Raw genomic sequence first — 18058 nt, 5'->3', positions numbered from 1 at the left:
CGTGACACGGCCGGGCCGCCCGAGCATGGGTGGGTGGGCGGGGATCCGGTGTTGGGGTGGGTGGGCGGGGATCCGGTGTTGGGGTGGGCCCGTGCCCTTGGGTGCGGGGCCATCCAGAAGAAAATATTTGTGATTCCGGGCATTCATCTGGCCCGATATCTGCATCTCTGAGTGGCCTGGTGAGTGGTCCCTGCTCTGGAGGGGCCCGCCCTGTTCTCATTGCACTCTCTGGACGGCCCCCTATGCTTTCCGGCCCGCCGCGATCACGATCGCGGCGGGCCGGAATGACGATGCGTTCCTAGTGTGGTTGATCCCGGAGTCTCGGGTTTCTCCACAGGAAGTCGGCTCGGCCGACTTCCTGCGCAGGAGACGTCGCCGCTTCGGCGGTGCCGAAGCGGCGGCGGGGCGGCAGGGGTAGGAACGGGCGGCAGGGGCTCAGCGGGAGGCGGCGCGTTGGAGGGCGCTGGCGAGGAGGGCGAGGTCGGTGGGGCCGTTGCCGAGTTCGCGGACCGGGCGGCGGGCGGGTGGGGCGCCGAGCTGGAGGGGGTCTATCGCGACCACGGTGGGGCGCAGGGTGGCGGTGCGGGGGATGCGGCCGCTGATCCGGGCGGTCTGGAAGGCGGTGACGCCGCCGTCCGGGCGGCGCAGGTAGCCGCGGCCGGGGGTGTCCTCGGGGAGGGCGGCCGCGTCGCCGAGGTGGATCAGCAGGTCGGAGTCGGCCGGGTCCTCGGTGCGCAGGGCGATCCGCAGCAGGGCGGCCTCGTCGACCTCGGTGCCGGCGCTGTCCTCCGGGCGGCTGGTGGCGACCGCGAGGTGGATGCCGAGCGGGCCGCCGCGGCGGGCGACGGCGGCGAGCGCGCGGGCCAGCGGCCGGCCGGCCGGGGAGGTGGGGGAGAGCAGGGCGTCGTAGTCGTCGACGACCACGACCAGTCGGGCCGGGACGGGGCCCGCCGGGGCGGCCGTCGGCCGGGGGCCGTCGGCGCTGCGCGGCGGGATGATCCGGGGCACCGCGGTCGAGCCGGCGCCGACGGTGGCGGGTACCGGGACGGAGCCCAGGTTCTGCCCGTCCAGGCTGTGCCCGTCCAAGATCCGGGTGGCGTGCCAGGAGGCGAAGTCCAGTCCGTCGAACAGCCGCTCCCGCAGGGCGAGTTCGTCCTCCAGCGCCTCGGCCGCGAGGAGTGCGGCGCGCGGGTCCGCGGCGGCGTTGACCCGGCCGGTGACGTGCGGCAGCTCGGAGCAGCCGGCCAGTCCGTCCTCGGTGGCCCGGCCCTCGATGATGGTGACGGCGAGGCGTTCGGGCCGCTCCGAGACGGCGAGCGAGGCGACCAGGGTGCGCAGCAGCTCGGTCTTGCCGGAGCCGCGCGCGCCGCCGATCAGCAGGTGCGGGCCGCCCGGGTCGGGGGAGGGCAGGGCGAGTTCGGGGTCGGCCAGGTCGAGGGTGCACAGCTCGTCCCGGGTGGTGCCGAGCAGCGCGGTGGCGGCTCCGATGCCGCCGGCGTGGGCGGCCCAGCGGGCGGACAGCTTGGCCGGGGTGACGGTGTCGAGCTGGAGCAGGTCGAGCAGCCGCAGCGCGTCCGGCAGCGGGCCGCGGGAGGCCGGGGCGGCCTCGCGCAGCGGGGCGAGGACGCGGGCCAGCCGTTCGGCCCAGGCGTCGGAGACGGCGTCCAGCGAGATCTCGTGCAGGGTCTCCCGGCCGCGGGCGACCGGGCGGTCCAGCGAGAGCTGGGTGCCGACCTCTCCGGTGATCAGGGCGGTGGCGCCGAGGCCGCGGGGGAGCAGCTCGGGCTGTTCGGCGAGGCAGATCGGGAAGATGCCGACCGCCGGGCCCTGGCGCAGCAGCAGGTCGAGGGCCTGCCGGGCGGCTTCGGTGGCCGGGCGGCCGTCGACCACGACCACGGTCGCGGGGTGGCCGGCGAGGCCGGTCGGGCCGCTGAGACGGGCGGTGAGTTCGGTCAGCCGGGCGGTCGCCTGTTCGTCGTCGAGGCCGATCAGCAGCCGGCAGTCCTGGCCGTCGGCGGGGCGCAGGTGGGGCAGCCACAGGGCCCAGGCCCAGGTGTCGACGCGTTCCTCGGGGCTGCGGGCCGGGTCGGCGTCGACCACGACCAGGCTCAGCCCGGTCGGCGGGTGGAGCGCGGCGAGCTGGGCGACGACGGCGCGGGTGAGCGCGTCGAGGCGCTCGCGCGGGCCGCTGAGGCCGAGGCTGCCGGCGGTCTGCAGGTCGAGGGTGACCGGGACGGCGGGCAGCATGGTGCCGGGCGTGGTGCCGGCGCCGCCGGGGCGGTCGGCGGTGCCCAGTCGCAGGGTGAGCGCGTCGGGGTGGCCGGGGCCGCGCTCCCACAGCCGGGGGCCGGGGCCGACGGCGTTGAGCAGGACCGTGGCGAGGTCGGGCCAGCGCTCGCGCTGGGCGGCGGCCTGGCGCAGCCGCACCGCGGCGTGGTGGCGCTCGGCGCTCTCCTGGCCGGGCGGTTCGGCGGCGCGGCCGGGCAGCAGGGAGAACAGGCCGCGGCCGCGGCCCGGGGCGGGTTCGGGGGCGGTGGGCGGTTCGATCACCGGCGGTACGGTCCGGACCGGTCCGGGGGCGGCGGTGAGCTGGAGGTGGCCGTTGCCGTCGGGCAGGGCGGCCCGGACGGAAGCGGGGTCGGCCGGTTCGAGGACCTGCAGGGTGGATTCGCCGATCCGCAGCAGCGCGCCGTTCTCCAGCGGGACGGCGGCCTCGGCCGGCAGCGGCGGAACGATCCGGCCGTCCAGGGTGGTGCCGTTGGTGGAGCCGAGGTCGCGGACGGCGACCCGGCCGTCCTCGCCGAGGTGCAGGGCGAGGTGCAGCCGGGAGACGTCCGGGTCGTCGAGCGGGACGTCGGCCTCGCCGGAGCGGCCGATCCGGATCTCCCGGCCGTGCAGCCGGTGCACGCCGCCGGCGTCCGGGCCGCCGACCACCCGCAGTTCGGCGGCGGCGGGGGTGTCGTCGGGGTCGTCGGCGGTCGGGTCGGGCTCGTTGAGGCTGAGGACCGCGCCGTCGAGCAGCGGGGGGTGGCCGAGCAGGGTGTGCTCGTCCACCCGGTGCGCCCCGGCGTACAGGTGCACATGGGTGGCGGCCCGCGGTCCGCGCACGCCGACGGCGCCCGCGAGCGCGCCCGCGATGGCGCCGAGCGCGGTGCCGACGGGTGCGGTGACCAGCACGTCCACGTAGGGGATGGCGGAGCCGGCGGCGGTCGGGCCGCTGCGCGGTCGGAGGACGGTCAGCCGGATCTGCATCTCGCCCGCGGGTCCCTTCTGCTGGTGTGATGCCTGTTGCCCGGTGCCGTCGCGGACGCGCCGGGCGGTCGCGGCGACCCTTTGGGCCACACGAGTGGCGAGTGTCCATCCTGCCATCCGGTGCGGACGGTCCGCGCACCGTACCGGATTTGACGATCTTGCGATCATCGCCATGGTGGAGGCGACGGAGAGTCAGGTCAACCGCGGCCCCGACGCCCCTGCCACGCGCCCCCGTGATCACCTCCGGTCAGCCACCCGGGGCGCGTCCGGGCGGTCCCCTAGGGGATGTCCCCCAACCCTGCTCGGATGGCCCGCCGGTCACCTCAAAAACCCGTACGGACACCGTTAGAGTGGCCGCAAACACGGGCCCGGCAGGCTCACCGCACACCAGCGGCGGAGCGCCCCGCGCGGGCGGCACGGCGAGGAGTGCGACAGGTGCGGCCAGTCGGCAGCAAGTATCTGCTTGAGGAGACCCTGGGGCGGGGTGCCACCGGGACGGTCTGGCGCGGCCTGGTGCGCCAGGACGTCCAGGCACCGGGCAGCGAGCCCGGGCAGCAGGTGGCGATCAAGGTGCTGCGCGAGGAACTGGCGGCCGACCCGGACGTCGTGATGCGCTTCCTGCGCGAGCGCTCGCTGCTGCTGCGGCTGAGCCACCCGAACATCGTCCGGGTCCGCGACCTGGTCGTCGAGGGCGAGCTGCTGGCCCTGGTGATGGACCTGGTGGAGGGCCCCGACCTGGCCCGCTACCTGCGCGCCAACGGCCCGTTCAGCCCGATCGCCGGCTCCCTGCTGATGGCCCAGGTCGCGGACGCGCTGGCGGCCAGCCACGCCGACGGGATCGTCCACCGCGACCTCAAGCCGGCCAACGTGCTGCTCGCCTCCACCGTGGTGCAGGGCACCGAGCAGATGCACCCGATGCTGACCGACTTCGGCATCGCCCGGCTGGCCGACTCCCCGGGCGTCACCCGCACCCAGGAGTTCGTCGGCACCCCCGCGTACGTCGCGCCGGAGTCCGCCGAGGGCCGCCCGCAGACCTCCGCGGTGGACGTCTACGGCGCCGGGATCATGCTGTACGAGCTGGTCACCGGCCGCCAGCCGTTCCAGGGTGACAGCGCCCTGGCCGTGCTCCAGGCCCATCTGGCGCAGGAGCCGCAGCGGCCCAGCACCATGCCCGAGCCGCTGTGGACGGTGATCGAGCGCTGCCTGCGCAAGGACCCGGCGCACCGGCCGAGCGCCACCGCGCTGGCCCGCGCGCTGCGGGTGGTCGCGGCCGGGGTCGGGGTGCACGCCTCCCCGGCGGCGGTGGACGAGGCGCTGGCGGTCGGCGCCCTGCTGCTGCCGGACCCGCAGCCGACCGCCGTCCCGGGCACCGTGCCCGCCGTACCCGGCGGACCGGCCGGGACCGAGGACCGCACCCAGGTGCTGCCCCCGGCCCCGGGCGCCCCGCAGTACGACCCGGCCGCGGCGACCCGGGTGATGGGCACCCAGTCGCCGCCCGCGCCGCCGTACGGCAGCCAGGACCGCACCCAGGTGATGCCGCCGACCGCCGTGCCGCCGCCCCCGCCCGCCGGGCCGCCCGCACCGCAGGAGGAGGCGCCGCATCCGTGGCAGACCCAGCTGCGGGCGGCGCGCGACCGCAACCAGCAGACCCAGGTCGGCTACTTCGGCCCGGAGGACTTCGAGGACCCGCAGGTCGCCCCGCCGCCCTACCAGGCAGGGCAGGGCGGCTCGGGCCAGCAGCCACCGGCCGGCTACCGCCCGGACCCGCGCCGCCAGGGGCCGCCGCCCGGCTACGCCCAGCGCCCGCCGGTCGCCCCGCCGCCCTACCAGACAGGCCAGGCAGGCCAGCGCGGTCAGGGCGCCCCGGGCACCCAGGGCGCGCGGGGCGGCTACCGGCAGGCCCCGGCCGGCTACGGCCAGCCGCAGGGCGGCTACCCGCCGCCGTCCCCGCCCGCTCCGGCGGCGCGCCGGGCCGAGCCGCCCGCGCCGCAGTACCGGGAGCCCCCGCAGCGCCGCGAGGAGCCGCCCGCGCCGCCGCGCCGGGAGCCCGCCCCGCCGCGCGAGCGGCGTCCGCGCAGCCGCAACCGGATGTACATCCCGGGGCTGGGCTGCCTCAAGGGCTGCCTGATGGTGCTGCTGGTGCTGGCACTGGCCGGGGTGGCGTTGTGGAACTTCACGCCGCTGCCGCACTACTGGGACAACGTCGTGGGCTGGTGGGACTCGGCGCGGGACTGGGTGAACAGCGTCTTCGGCAAATAGGCGCGGGGCCGTCGGCCGCCCGGCGGATCGCTTCCGCAGCCGTCGGCCACCCGGTGGATCGCCGCCGGGGCAGCAGGATTGACGCTTTGTCGACAATTCGCGAGATTTCCCGCCCCGAGTGCCGCTCCACGGCCCCCAGGCGCCCCGCACAGGGGGTCCGGGCGCGTAGGTTGGTCGCTGTTGTCCCGCCCCACCGAGCGCGCCCGGACCCCCGGAGCGCTCCCGCGCCGCCCACGGAGCAGCATTGGCACGCAAGATCGGCAGCCGGTACACCGTCCACCAGGTGATCGGCCGGGGTTCGGCCGGGACGGTCTGGCTCGGTGAGGGGCCCGACGGCCCGGTGGCGGTCAAGCTGCTGCGCGAGGACCTCGCCGCCGACCAGGTGCTGGTCGGCCGCTTCGTCCAGGAGCGCACCGCGCTGACCAGCCTCGACCACCCCCGGGTGGTCGGCGTGCGCGACATGGTCGTGGACGGCAGCGACCTCGCCCTGGTGATGGAGCTGGTCCAGGGCACCGACCTGCGCTCCCGGCTGGAGCGGGACGGCGCCCTCCCGCCGCAGACCGCCGCCTCGATCATCGCCGACGTCGCCGACGGCCTCGCGGCCGCGCACGCGGCCGGGATCGTCCACCGCGACGTCAAGCCGGAGAACGTCCTGCTCGACCTCGCCGCCGCCCCCGGCCCCGGCGGCGCCCCGCGCGCCAAGCTCACCGACTTCGGCGTGGCCCGCCTGGTCGACGCCCCGCGCCGCACCCGGGCCACCCGGATCATCGGCACCCCCGACTACCTCGCCCCCGAGATCATCGAGGGCCTGGAGCCGCGCGCCGCCGTCGACATCTACGCCCTCGCCACCGTGCTGTACGAGCTGCTGGCCGGCTTCACCCCGTTCGGCGGGGGCCACACCGGCGCGGTGCTGCGCCGGCACGTCACCGAACAGGTGCCACCGATCCCCGGCCTGCCGGACGGGCTGTGGCGGATCATCTCCGAGTGCCTGGCCAAGGCCCCCGCCTCCCGGCTGCGCGCCGCCGAGCTGGCCGCCCGGCTGCGCGAGCAGCTGCCCTCGCTGGCCGGGCTCCCGGTGCTGGCCGTGCCGTCCCAGGGCCGGGCACCGGCCGAGGAGCAGCTGACCCCCGGCGAGGCCGTCTACGCCGAGGTCGACGCCGGCCCGGGCATCCACAAGCGCCGCCGCGGCCCGGCCGTCCCGCTGGTGCCCGGCGCCGCCCCGGACTCCACCCGGGACACCCACACCAGCCTGCGCCGCCCCTCGGCGGAGGAGCTGGCCGCGTACGCCGCCGAGTCCCGCGCCCAGCGGGCCGCCCCGGGCCACCGCCGGGACCGCGCGGCCCTGCTGCGCCGCCGTCGGCTGCTGGCCGTCGTGCTGGCGACCGTGCTGCTGCTGGCGGGCGCCGCCGCGGCCTGGACGGCCTTCGCGGCCACCGGGCCGGGCACCGGCCAGCCGGCCCGCCCGGCCGTGCACAGCACCGCCCCGCGGGCTCCCTAGGCCCTGTCCTCGGACTCCCGCCTGCGGGGCGCCCTCCGGGCGGACGACGGGAGTCCGAAGACGGGCCCCAGCCCGGTCCGGAACGGGGGTGTCGTCATGACCACCCCCGGAACCATTACCCTGGGGGGCGTGGCAGCCGTCGATCCTTCCGAAGAGCTCAAGAACCTCGATACGACCATGGGGTCGATCGAGGCCGTCCTCGACCTGGACAAGATCCGGGCCGACATCGCGGTCCTGGAGGAGGAGGCAGCCGCCCCCACCCTGTGGGACGACGTCGCGAACGCGCAGAAGGTGACCAGTCGGCTCTCCTTCCTCCAGGGCGAACTGCGCCGCGTCGAGAGCCTGCGCGGGCGCATCGACGACCTGGGCGTGCTGTTCGAGCTCGCCGAGGCCGAGGACGACGCGGACACCCGCGCCGAGGCCGAGGCCGAGCTGGTCTCGCTCCAGAAGGCCGTCGAGGAGCTGGAGGTCCGCACCCTCCTCTCCGGCGAGTACGACGCCCGCGAGGCGCTGATCAACATCCGTGCCGAGGCCGGTGGCGTGGACGCCGCCGACTTCGCCGAGCAGCTGATGCGCATGTACCTGCGCTGGGCCGAGCGGCACGGGTACCCCACCGAGGTGTACGACACCTCGTACGCCGAAGAGGCCGGCATCAAGTCCGCGACCTTCACCGTGAAGGCCCCGTACGCCTACGGCACCCTCTCGGTCGAGCAGGGCACCCACCGCCTGGTCCGCATCTCGCCGTTCGACAACCAGGGCCGTCGGCAGACCTCCTTCGCCGGCGTCGAGGTGCTCCCGGTCGTCGAGCAGTCCGACCACGTCGACATCGACGAGGGTGACCTGCGGGTGGACGTCTACCGCGCCTCCGGCCCCGGTGGCCAGGGCGTCAACACCACCGACTCGGCGGTGCGCATCACCCACCTCCCGACCGGCATCGTGGTCTCCTGCCAGAACGAGCGCTCGCAGATCCAGAACAAGGCGTCCGCGATGAACGTCCTCCAGGCCAAGCTGCTCGAGCGGCGCCGGCAGGAGGAGAAGGCCGCGATGGACGCGCTGAAGGACAGCGGCAGCTCCTGGGGCAACCAGATGCGCTCCTACGTGCTGCACCCGTACCAGATGGTCAAGGACGTCCGCACCGCGTTCGAGGCGGGCAACCCGCAGGCGGTCCTGGACGGCGACATCGACGGCTTCATCGAGGCCGGCATCCGCTGGCGCAAGCAGCGGGAGACCGCGAACGAGGCGTGAGGATTCCGGCCTCGATGAAAATCAAGCACAGCATCGAGGCCGGCATCCGCTGGCGCAAGCAGCGGGAGACCAGCGCCGAGTAGGCACCGACCAAGCGAGAAGGCCCCGACGGCAGTCCGTCGGGGCCTTCTCGTACGTCTGGACTCAGGCCAGCGCCTGCCGCGCGATCAGCGCCACCGCGAGCAGCCCGGCCAGCAGGGCCAGCAGCATCGCGGGGGAGAGCGCGGCGAACGGCCCCTGCTGCTCCTGCAGCCGGGCCCGGTTGGCGCGGCACACCGGGCAACGCCCGTCGCTGACGCGGCCGTTGCAGTTGGCGCACACCAGATGGTCGCACGTCATGCGATCTCCTCCTCGCTGCTACAGCCAACGCACCGGACGGGGCTTTGGTTCCCTCTTCTTACCTGTACGGGGGAGTCTGCCCTGTACGGGGGGAGCGGCCGGACGCGGTCGCCACCTCCACTCTGCCAGGTTCTGGCGCTTCCGGCTCCCGGGCTGTGAGATGGCTCGCAATTATCGGGGCACAACCGGACATACGCCCCCAGATTCCGGAGCCCGCCCCCGGCGGTCCCTGCGGGCCGGCCGCCGGTTCGCGTATGGTCCCAGACCGGGAGCGGCCCTCCGCGCTCCCATCGCCCGCCGCCGGACCGGGCCTCCGGGGCGGACCGACCGAGGACTGGCGCCGCCTAGGATGGCCTCCGTGATGCAGCCGTGATCAGATTCGACAACGTCTCCAAGACCTATCCCAAGCAGAACCGTCCCGCCCTGGACAACGTCTCGCTGGAGATCGAGAAGGGTGAGTTCGTCTTCCTGGTCGGCTCGTCCGGCTCGGGAAAGTCCACCTTCCTGCGACTGTGCCTGCGCGAGGAGCGCCCCTCCACGGGCGCCGTGCACGTGCTGGGCAAGGACCTGGGCAAGCTGTCCAACTGGAAGGTGCCGCACATGCGCCGCCAGCTGGGCACCGTCTTCCAGGACTTCCGCCTGCTGCCGAACAAGACGGTCGCGCAGAACGTCGCCTTCGCGCTGGAGGTGATCGGCAAGCCCAAGAGCGCCATCAACAAGGTGGTGCCCGAGGTGCTGGAGCTGGTCGGCCTCGGCGGCAAGGAGGACCGCATGCCGGGCGAGCTGTCCGGTGGTGAGCAGCAGCGCGTGGCGATCGCCCGGGCGTTCGTGAACCGTCCGATGCTGCTGATCGCGGACGAGCCGACCGGCAACCTTGACCCGCAGAACTCGGTCGGCATCATGAAGCTGCTCGACCGGATCAACCGCACCGGCACCACGGTGCTGATGGCCACCCACGACCAGGCCATCGTCGACCAGATGCGCAAGCGAGTCATCGAACTCGACAAGGGGCTGCTCGTCCGCGACCAGGCCCGCGGCGTCTACGGGTACCAGCACTGACCGACCGGCGCTGACCCGTAGGGCCGCCGGCCCGAGCCGCCAGACCGCGCAGTACCGACCCTGGAGTTGTTTCCCGCATGCGTGCCCAGTTCGTCCTGTCGGAGATCGGTGTGGGTCTCCGACGCAACCTGACCATGACCATCGCGGTCGTGGTCAGCGTCGCGCTCTCCCTCGCCCTCGCCGGTTCCTCGCTCCTGGTCCGCGACCAGGTGAACTCCATGAAGGGGTACTGGTACGACAAGGTCGAGGTGAGCATCTACTTCTGCACCAAGGCGGACGCCCGCAACTCGCCGCAGTGCGACAAGGGCGCGGCCACCGACCAGCAGGTCAAGGACATCAAGGACCAGCTGGACAAGATGAGTTCGGTGGTCCAGTCGTCCACCTACGAGAGCTCCCCCGAGGCGTACAAGCACTGGAAGGAGATGAACCCGGACAACCCGCTCATCTCCGTCCTGGGCCCGGACGCCATGCCGCAGTCCTGGCGGGTGAAGCTCAACGACCCGACCAAGTACGACGTCATCCAGAGCGCCTTCGCGGGCAAGCCCGGCGTCAAGTCGGTCGAGGACCAGCGGAAGATCCTGGAGAACCTGTTCGGCCTGCTCAACGGCCTGCAGACGGCGGCGTTCGTGATCATGGTGCTGATGCTCTTCGTCGCGTTGCTGCTGATCGTCAACACCGTCCGGGTGTCGGCGTACAGCAGGCGGCGCGAGACCGGCATCATGCGCCTGGTCGGTGCCTCGAACTTCTACGTCCAGATGCCGTTCATCGCCGAGGCCGCGTTCTCCGCGCTGCTCGGCGCGGCGCTGGCGTCCGGTCTGCTGATCGGCGGGCACTTCTTCGTCCAGAACTGGCTGGCCGACCGGGTGCAGTTCATCCACTTCATCGGCCTCGGCTCGGTGCTGGCGGTGATCCCGCTGCTGGTCGTGGTCGGTATGGGCATGGCCGGCATCGCGGCGTTCTTCACGCTGCGCAAGTACCTCAAGGTCTGATCCCCACCGGTTCCTTCGGCCCCGTACGGCACTGCGCCGTACGGGGCCGTCGCCGTTCCGCGCTCCGCCGTTCCGGCCCGTCGCGCGCGGCGCGGTGTCTACACTCCGGTGCCATGCTGCAAACTCCGCGCAGGGCGCGTCAGGTCGCCGCCCTCAGCCTGGTGTTCGGCGCCGTGCTGCTGGCCGGCGCCGCGACCGGCGCCTGGGGCGACCCGCCGCGCCGCGCCGCCGCCGACGTCGCCCCGGCCGCCGCCGGGCTGCCGACGGACCCGGCCGGCAAGGCGCTGTCCGAGCAGCAGGCCGAGCACCTGCTCGCGGCCGGCGGGGACCGCTGGGGCGCGTACTACAGCGCCCAGGAGTACGCCGAGTTCAGCCAGGGCCTGGACGGCCGCTACCCCGGCGTCGGACTGTCCGTCGGCCGCGGCGAGGGCGGCGTCACCGAGGTCTCCCAGGTCACCCCGGCCGGACCGGCCGCCCAGGCCGGGATCGCCGCCGGCGACCGGCTGCTGCGGATCGGCCCGGACCAGGCCGACCGGCTGCCGGTCACCGAGGTGGTGGCCCGGCTGCGCGGGCAGGGCGACGAGCGCCGGCCCGGCTCCGAGGTCACCCTGGCCGTGCAGCGCGGCGACGGGCAGGTGCGCGAACTGCGGCTGAGGCGGGTGCTGCTGGACAGCCGGCAGGTCACCACCGAACACCTGGACCGGGGCGTGCTGCGGATCACCGTCCGGGCCTTCACCAGCGGCGTGGCCGACCAGGTGCGCGCCGCGCTGCGCGCCCCGCACACCGGTGTGGTGCTCGATCTGCGCGGCAACTCCGGCGGATTGGTGGACGAGGCGGTCGGCACCGCCGGGAGCTTCCTGGACGGCGGACCGGTCGGCTCCTACCAGGAGCGCGGCGAGACGCGGGAGTTGACCGCCCCGCCCGGCGGCGACCGGCGCACCCCGCTGGTGGTGCTGGTGGACGGCGGCACGATGAGCGCCGCCGAACTGCTCGCCGGCGCCCTCCAGGACCGCAGCCGCGCCGTGGTGGTGGGCTCGCGGACCTTCGGCAAGGGCACCGTCCAGCAGCCCAGCAGACTGGCCGACGGCGCCGTGCTGGAGATGACCGTCGGCCGCTACCACACCCCGGCCGGGCGCTCGCTGGACGGCACCGGCCTGACCCCGGACGTCCCGGCCGCCGCGGGAGAGGACGCCGACGCGCTGGCCCTGCGGGTCCTCGCCGGGCTGGGGACCCAGTCCTGACCCGCCGGACAGCCCCTAAAGCAGCTGCCCGATCCGGCGCCGAAGTGCGAGAATGACGACGCTATGGCAAAGGAAACCGGACAGAAGCTGATCGCGCAGAACAAGAAGGCGCGACACGAGTACACGATCCTCGACACCTACGAGTGCGGCCTCGTCCTCACCGGCACCGAGGTCAAGTCGCTGCGCGAGGGGCGGGCCAACCTGGTCGACGGCTACGCGTACGTCCAGAACCACGAGGCGTGGATCGACAACGTCTTCATCCCCGAGTACACCCAGGGGACGTGGACCAACCACGCGGCCCGGCGCAAGCGCAAGCTGCTGCTGCACAAGCTGGAGATCCGCAAGATCGAGACCAAGGTCCGCGACGCGGGCCACACCCTGGTCCCGCTGTCGCTGTACTTCAAGGACGGCCGGGTCAAGCTGGAGCTCGCGCTCGCGGTCGGCAAGAAGCTGTACGACAAGCGCCAGACGCTGCGCGAGAAGCAGGACACCCGCGAGGCGGCCCGCGCGGTGGCGGCGGCCCGGCGGCGCCAGCGTTAATCCGCTGGACCCTCGCCCGTCGCCTCGCGTACTATGGCGCAAGCAACACGGACGGTCACCGTCCGAGCTGTTTCTCAACAAAACATGGGGATGATCGGTTTCGACAGGGGATGTTGAAACAGGGGAAGCGAGCCGAGGAACGCGGCAATGATCTCGTTAACCACGTGTCGCAAAAAAATAATCGCCAACTCTAAGCGCGATTCCCAGCAGTTCGCTCTCGCTGCCTAATAAGCACCGATAGCGCTTGGGTGTCAGACCGGGGAGTTCCCGACCCGGACCCTGGCATAATCTAGGGAACTCAACCGTCCGCCCGGGCTGCGGGGGCGGATGGGAAATCAAACAGCAGCTGGGCCTGTTGGCGGCTTGTCCGTGTGACCGCCAGGGCCGAGAAAAGCACAGCGGACTGCGCTCGGAGAAGCCCTGAATTAACTCCACTGGACCCGGGTTCGATTCCCGGCATCTCCACCACCCCATGTTCACACCGAAGGCCGTCCACCGCTCACGCGGAGGGCGGCCTTCGAACTTTTACCGTCCCGGTGCGGCGCGTCCGCCCGCCCGGGCGTAGGATCATCCGTCCGCTCGTTTTCCGGAGCCGGATTCCGCCGCAACCCCCGCCGCAAAACCCCGAGGCCATGCAGAGCAACACGGACACCACCCCCACCGCCGATCACGAGACCGTCCGCGCGCGCGAGATCGCCGGTGAGCAGCAGCACCTCGACACGGTCTACCACCGGCTGGAGGAGAAGCTCGCCGAGGCCGAGTACATCCTCGAGGACGCCGCCAAGCGGGTCCAGGTCGGCACCCCCGGCGCCCTCGCCGAACGCGACGCCCAGGTCTACCGGGCCGGCGCGCACCTCCAGCGCCTCAACAACGAGTTCGAGGACTTCCTCTTCGGCCGGATCGACCTCCAGCAGGCGGATGCCCCGGAGGAGCACGGCATCCCGTCCAACACCCCGCTCGACCCGGCCGACCCGGCCGTCGCCGAAACCCTCCACATCGGCCGCCTGGGCGTGCTGGACGCCGAGTACGGCCCGCTGGTGATCGACTGGCGGGCGCCCGCCGCCGCGCCGTTCTACCGCGCCACCCCCGTGGAGCCGGGCCGGGTGATCCGCCGCCGGGTGATCCGCTCCAAGGGCCGCAAGGTGATCGGCGTCGAGGACGACCTGCTGCGCCCCGACCTCACCCCGACCCTGGACGGCCGGGAGCTCGCCGTGGTCGGTGACGGCGCGCTGATGGCCTCGCTCGGCCGCGCCCGCAGCCACTCGATGCGCGACATCGTCTCCTCGATCCAGAAGGAGCAGGACGAGGTGATCCGCGCCGCCGCGGCCGGCGCCACGCTCGTCACCGGCGGACCCGGCACCGGCAAGACCGCCGTCGCCCTGCACCGCGCCGCGTACCTGCTCTACCAGGACCGCCGCCGCTACGCCGGGGGCATCCTGGTGGTCTCGCCCACCCCGCTGCTGGTCTCCTACACCGAGGGCGTGCTGCCCTCGCTCGGTGAGGAGGGCCAGGTTGCCATCCGCGCCGTCGGCTCGCTGGTGGACGGCATCGAGGCGGGCACCTACGACACCCCGGAGGCTGCCCGGGTCAAGGGTTCGGCCCGGATGGTGCAGCTGCTGCGCCGGGCCGCCCGGGCGGCGCTGGAGCTGGGCGCCCCGCAGGAGCTCAAGGTGGTGGCCCGCGGCGAGGTGCTGAAGCTGGACGCGGGCCGGCTGCGGGCCGTCCGCGGCAACGTGGTGGGCTCCGGCGGCACCCCGCTGAACCTGCTGCGCCCGCGCGCCCGCCGGCTGCTGCTGGACGCCCTGTGGCAGGAGGCCACCCGGCACCTGCCCAAGCCCACCGACCACTACGCCCGGGAGCAGCGTCAGGAGGAGAAGGAGTCCTTCGACGAGTACGTCTCGGACGAGCCGTCGTTCCTGGACTTCCTGGACGCCTGGTGGCCGGCCCTGAGCCCGCGCCGGGTGCTCGGCACGCTCAAGCAGACCCGGCACACCAACCGGATCGCCCGGCGCGCCGTCACCCCGGACGAGGCGAAGCTGCTGGCCGCCTCCTGGCGCCACCTGTCCCCGGAGGGCGAGGGCGCGCTGTCGGCGCACGACGTGGCGCTGGTGGACGAGCTGCAGGTGCTGCTCGGCGAGCCGGCCCGCCCGAAGGTCCGCGAGGTGGACGCGGTGGACCTGCTGAGCGGCCTGGAGGAGGTCACCACCTTCGCCGACCGCAGCTCCCGCCAGCGCGACCGCCAGCCGGTGGAGCGCAAGGAGTACGCCCACGTGATCGTGGACGAGGCCCAGGACCTCACCCCGATGCAGTGGCGGATGATCGGCCGCCGGTCCCGGATGGCCACCTGGACCATCGTCGGCGACCCGGCGCAGTCCTCCTGGCCGTTCCCGCAGGAGGCCCAGGCCGCGCTGGACGAGGTGCTGGCCGGCAAGCCGCGCCGCCGCTTCACGCTGACCGTCAACTACCGCAACCCGGCCGAGATCGCCGAGGTCGCGGCCAAGGTGCTGGCGCTGGCCGCGCCGGGCACGCCCTCGCCGAGCGCGGTGCGCCACGTCGGCGTGGAGCCGCGCTTCGCGGCGGTCACCGACCCGGCGCCGGAGGCCTTCGGCAAGGCCGCCCGGGCCGAGCTGGAGCACCTGCTGGGCGAGGTGGACGGCACCGTGGCGATCGTGGTGCCGATGGACCGCCGGGCCGAGGCGGCGGGCTGGGCCGAGGGCCTGGGCGAGCGCGTGGTGGCGCTGGGCAGCCTGGAGGCCAAGGGCCTGGAGTACGACGCGACGGTGGTCGCCGACCCGACCGGCATCGCCGGCGAGTCGGAGGCCGGCCTGCGGGTGCTGTACGTGGCGCTGACCCGGGCGACCCAGCGGCTGACCGTGCTGTCCGGCCCGGACGACCTGCCGGACGCGGCGGGGGTGCCCGCGCTGCTGCACGGCTGACCCGTCCATGACGAAGGCCCCTCACCGCCGGTGAGGGGCCTTCAGACGTTTAGTACACCGACCCGCCATGCTCGCCTCGCGGCAAGTGGTCCCTCTAAGGGACGAAGGTTGGGCCCGGGGGCTTGGATCGAGCCGGTGCCTGTCCAATGTAACGCATCGGCCCGGAGAGGCAAGGAGTGGACGGCGGAAGAGCGCGGCCGGTCGGGTCGGGTTGTCGGATCCGCACACTCAATGAACGTTATTTCTGGCAAGCCCCTGGAAGGTGCGACGATCGAGGTCTAGCATGCGCAGGCGATGCCTTTCAACAAAATGTTGAGCCTGCGGGACAGACGGAAGAAGGATGCGTCGATGGCGACGGTGCCCAGTGTCTCCAACTCGATCACGGTGCGACTGGAGGTCCCGGCCCGCGGCAACGCGGTCAGCGCGATCACCACGGCCGTGGAGTCCTCCGGCGGATCGGTGACCGGTCTCGACGTCACGGCTTCCGGCCTGGAGGCGCTGCGGATCGACGTGACCGTGGCGGCCTCCTCGGTCGCGCACGGTGAGGAGATCGTCGAGAAGCTGCGGGCGATCGACGGCGTGTCGATCGGCAAGGTCTCGGACCGCACCTTCCTGATGCACCTCGGCGGCAAGATCGAGATGTCCTCGAAGCTGCCGATCCGCAACCGTGACGACCTCAGCATGATCTACACCCCGGGTGTCGCCCGGGTCTGCATGGCGATCGCCGAGAACCCCGAGGACGCCCGCCGGCTGACCATCAAGCGCAACAGCGTCGCGGTGGTCACCGACGGCTCGGCGGTGCTGGGCCTGGGCAACATCGGCCCGGCGGCCGCGCTGCCCGTCATGGAGGGCAAGGCGGCCCTGTTCAAGCGCTTCGCCGGGATCGACGCCTGGCCGATCTGCCTGGACACCCAGGACACCGACGAGATCGTCGCCATCGTCAAGGCGATCGCCCCGGGCTTCGCCGGCATCAACCTGGAGGACATCTCCGCGCCGCGCTGCTTCGAGATCGAGGCCCGGCTGCGCGAGGCCCTGGACATCCCGGTCTTCCACGACGACCAGCACGGCACCGCGATCGTGGTGCTGGCCGCCCTCACCAACGCGCTGAAGGTGGTCGGCAAGGAGATCGGCGACATCCGCGTGGTGATGTCGGGCGCGGGCGCCGCCGGCACCGCGATCCTCAAGCTGCTGCTGGCCGCCGGCGTCGAGCACGCCACCGTCGCGGACGTGCACGGCGTGGTCCACCTGGGCCGTGACGACCTCAACGACAGCCTGCGCTGGATCGCCGAGCACACCAACCGCTCGGGCCGCACCGGCAGCCTCAAGGAGGCCGTGGCGGGCGCGGACGTGTTCATCGGCGTCTCGGCCCCGAACGTCCTGGACGGCGACGACCTGGCCACCATGGCCGACCAGGCCATCGTGTTCGCGCTGGCCAACCCGGACCCGGAGGTCGACCCGGCCGTCGCCCGGCAGACCGCCGCCGTGGTCGCCACCGGCCGCAGCGACTTCCCGAACCAGATCAACAACGTGCTGGTCTTCCCGGGCGTCTTCCGCGGCCTGCTGGACGCCCAGAGCCGCACGGTCAACACCGAGATGATGATCGCCGCCGCCCGGGCGCTGGCCACCACCGTCGGCGACGACGAGCTGAACGCCAACTACATCATCCCGAGCGTCTTCAACAAGGACGTCGCCAAGACCGTCGCCGCCGCGGTGCGCGAAGCCGCCCTGGCCGACGCCCAGGCGCCCGCCCCGGCCCGTCCGACCCCCGGCATCGTCGGCACCCTCGACACCGCCTCGTTCCCCACCGTCAAGCTCTGACGACCCGTCCCGACGACGTGTCGCCGATCGGTCAAATGTCCGATTAGCGGCCATACTCGCCCAAGCCCGCCCCGAACCCTTGCGACACAAGGGCGAGGGGCGTGTTTGGGCTTGTCGTGCCTAGGGCGTACGGTAGCCCTGCACGGGGCAGGCGTGTCCGACAAGTACGGAACGTCCCCCTGGTCTTCCGGCGTGTCGTCCTGACCGCCGCCCGCGCCCGGTCCGCCGGAGCCGACGGAGCGTCACACCTCCAACGTGCGGGCGATGTTCGGGTGGCTCGGCCGGGGCCCGATTGGCTTTCTCGGGGCCGGTCGGGGCAGGATTCGTTCCCAGGCGGGCGGGCCTTTCGAAGGCTCCGGCGCGCGGCATCGGGTGCGGACCCGGCCTGCGACCACGCATTGCCTGCATGAGCACAGTGTGCGGACCTGCGGCCCATCCGGGTGCCCCCCGGTGGGAGCACCGATGGGCCCCCGCACACCGCAAGCGAACAGACCACAGGAGTACACATGAACCGCAGTGAGCTGGTGGCCGCGCTGTCCGAGCGCGCCGAGGTGACCCGCAAGGACGCCGACGCCGTTCTGGCCGCCTTCGCCGAGATCGTCGGCGAGGTCGTCGCCAAGGGCGACGAGAAGGTCACCATCCCCGGTTTCCTGACCTTCGAGCGCACCCACCGCGCTGCCCGCACCGCCCGCAACCCGCAGACCGGCGAGCCGATCCAGATCGCGGCCGGCTACAGCGCCAAGGTGAGCGCCGGCTCCAAGCTGAAGGAAGCCGCCAAGGGCATCTGCCGCGAACCAGCAAGGAGCACCCCCGTGACCACGTCGACCGCGGCCGCCGTCCACACGGGCCTGGCGGCCGCCCGCGCCACCGGTCTGAACACGG

11 protein-coding genes, 1 other RNA gene and 1 pseudogene are annotated in these 18058 nt (G+C 73.3%); 11 read left to right on the top strand and 2 right to left on the bottom strand.

The window, feature by feature from the left end; genetic code table 11:
• Positions 1-435: 435 nt before the first annotated feature.
• Entirely contained in the window at positions 436-3252 is a 2817-nt protein-coding gene (locus ACWCYO_RS36750) for an FtsK/SpoIIIE domain-containing protein (RefSeq protein ID WP_449786646.1), read from the bottom strand.
• A gap of 435 nt (positions 3253-3687) precedes the next feature.
• Here ACWCYO_RS36750 and ACWCYO_RS36745 point away from each other — a divergent pair, with 435 nt between their 5' ends.
• The 3 genes from ACWCYO_RS36745 (at position 3688) to prfB (ending at position 8254) form a co-directional block, all read left to right on the top strand.
• Positions 3688-5511 (top strand): serine/threonine-protein kinase, encoded by a 1824-nt coding sequence (locus tag ACWCYO_RS36745; protein WP_270146666.1) that lies wholly within the window; start codon positions 3688-3690, stop codon positions 5509-5511.
• A 244-nt stretch (positions 5512-5755) separates the two neighbouring features.
• Positions 5756-7009 (top strand): serine/threonine-protein kinase, encoded by a 1254-nt coding sequence (locus ACWCYO_RS36740; RefSeq protein WP_270146667.1) that lies wholly within the window; start codon positions 5756-5758, stop codon positions 7007-7009.
• A 129-nt stretch (positions 7010-7138) separates the two neighbouring features.
• Positions 7139-8254: a peptide chain release factor 2 gene (prfB, locus tag ACWCYO_RS36735; RefSeq protein WP_270146668.1), complete on the top strand. Its 1116-nt coding sequence runs from the start codon at positions 7139-7141 to the stop codon at positions 8252-8254.
• A 144-nt stretch (positions 8255-8398) separates the two neighbouring features.
• Here the strand turns inward: prfB and ACWCYO_RS36730 are convergent, their stop codons facing one another.
• Positions 8399-8593 (bottom strand): hypothetical protein, encoded by a 195-nt coding sequence (locus ACWCYO_RS36730; RefSeq protein ID WP_030059729.1) that lies wholly within the window; start codon positions 8591-8593, stop codon positions 8399-8401.
• A gap of 369 nt (positions 8594-8962) precedes the next feature.
• Here ACWCYO_RS36730 and ftsE point away from each other — a divergent pair, with 369 nt between their 5' ends.
• From ftsE to ACWCYO_RS36690, 8 genes and pseudogenes are all read left to right on the top strand, one after another.
• Positions 8963-9652 (top strand): cell division ATP-binding protein FtsE, encoded by a 690-nt coding sequence (ftsE, locus tag ACWCYO_RS36725; RefSeq protein WP_030059730.1) that lies wholly within the window; start codon positions 8963-8965, stop codon positions 9650-9652.
• Between the two features lie 77 nt (positions 9653-9729).
• Positions 9730-10641 carry a permease-like cell division protein FtsX gene (ftsX, locus tag ACWCYO_RS36720; RefSeq protein WP_270146669.1) on the top strand — a complete coding sequence of 304 codons (912 nt, stop codon included), beginning with the start codon at positions 9730-9732 and terminating at the stop codon, positions 10639-10641.
• A 113-nt stretch (positions 10642-10754) separates the two neighbouring features.
• Positions 10755-11882 (top strand): S41 family peptidase, encoded by a 1128-nt coding sequence (locus ACWCYO_RS36715; RefSeq protein ID WP_449786645.1) that lies wholly within the window; start codon positions 10755-10757, stop codon positions 11880-11882.
• Between the two features lie 63 nt (positions 11883-11945).
• Entirely contained in the window at positions 11946-12422 is a 477-nt protein-coding gene (gene smpB / locus ACWCYO_RS36710; RefSeq protein WP_270146671.1) for an SsrA-binding protein SmpB, read from the top strand.
• 86 nt (positions 12423-12508) lie between these two features.
• Positions 12509-12890, top strand: a transfer-messenger RNA (tmRNA) gene (gene ssrA / locus ACWCYO_RS36705).
• Between the two features lie 164 nt (positions 12891-13054).
• Positions 13055-15358, top strand: a complete 2304-nt coding sequence (locus ACWCYO_RS36700) for a HelD family protein (protein WP_270146672.1) — start codon at positions 13055-13057, stop codon at positions 15356-15358.
• Between the two features lie 348 nt (positions 15359-15706).
• Positions 15707-17176 carry an NAD-dependent malic enzyme gene (locus ACWCYO_RS36695; protein ID WP_270146673.1) on the top strand — a complete coding sequence of 490 codons (1470 nt, stop codon included), beginning with the start codon at positions 15707-15709 and terminating at the stop codon, positions 17174-17176.
• Between the two features lie 506 nt (positions 17177-17682).
• Positions 17683-17958: pseudogene (locus tag ACWCYO_RS36690) on the top strand (HU family DNA-binding protein); the annotation flags it as partial.
• Positions 17959-18058 lie beyond the last annotated feature (100 nt).

It is taken from the genome of Kitasatospora sp. NPDC001683, from assembly GCF_053596495.1.
Note: the sequence above shows the minus strand (reverse complement) of the source record. Positions and strands in the feature narration are given on the sequence as shown.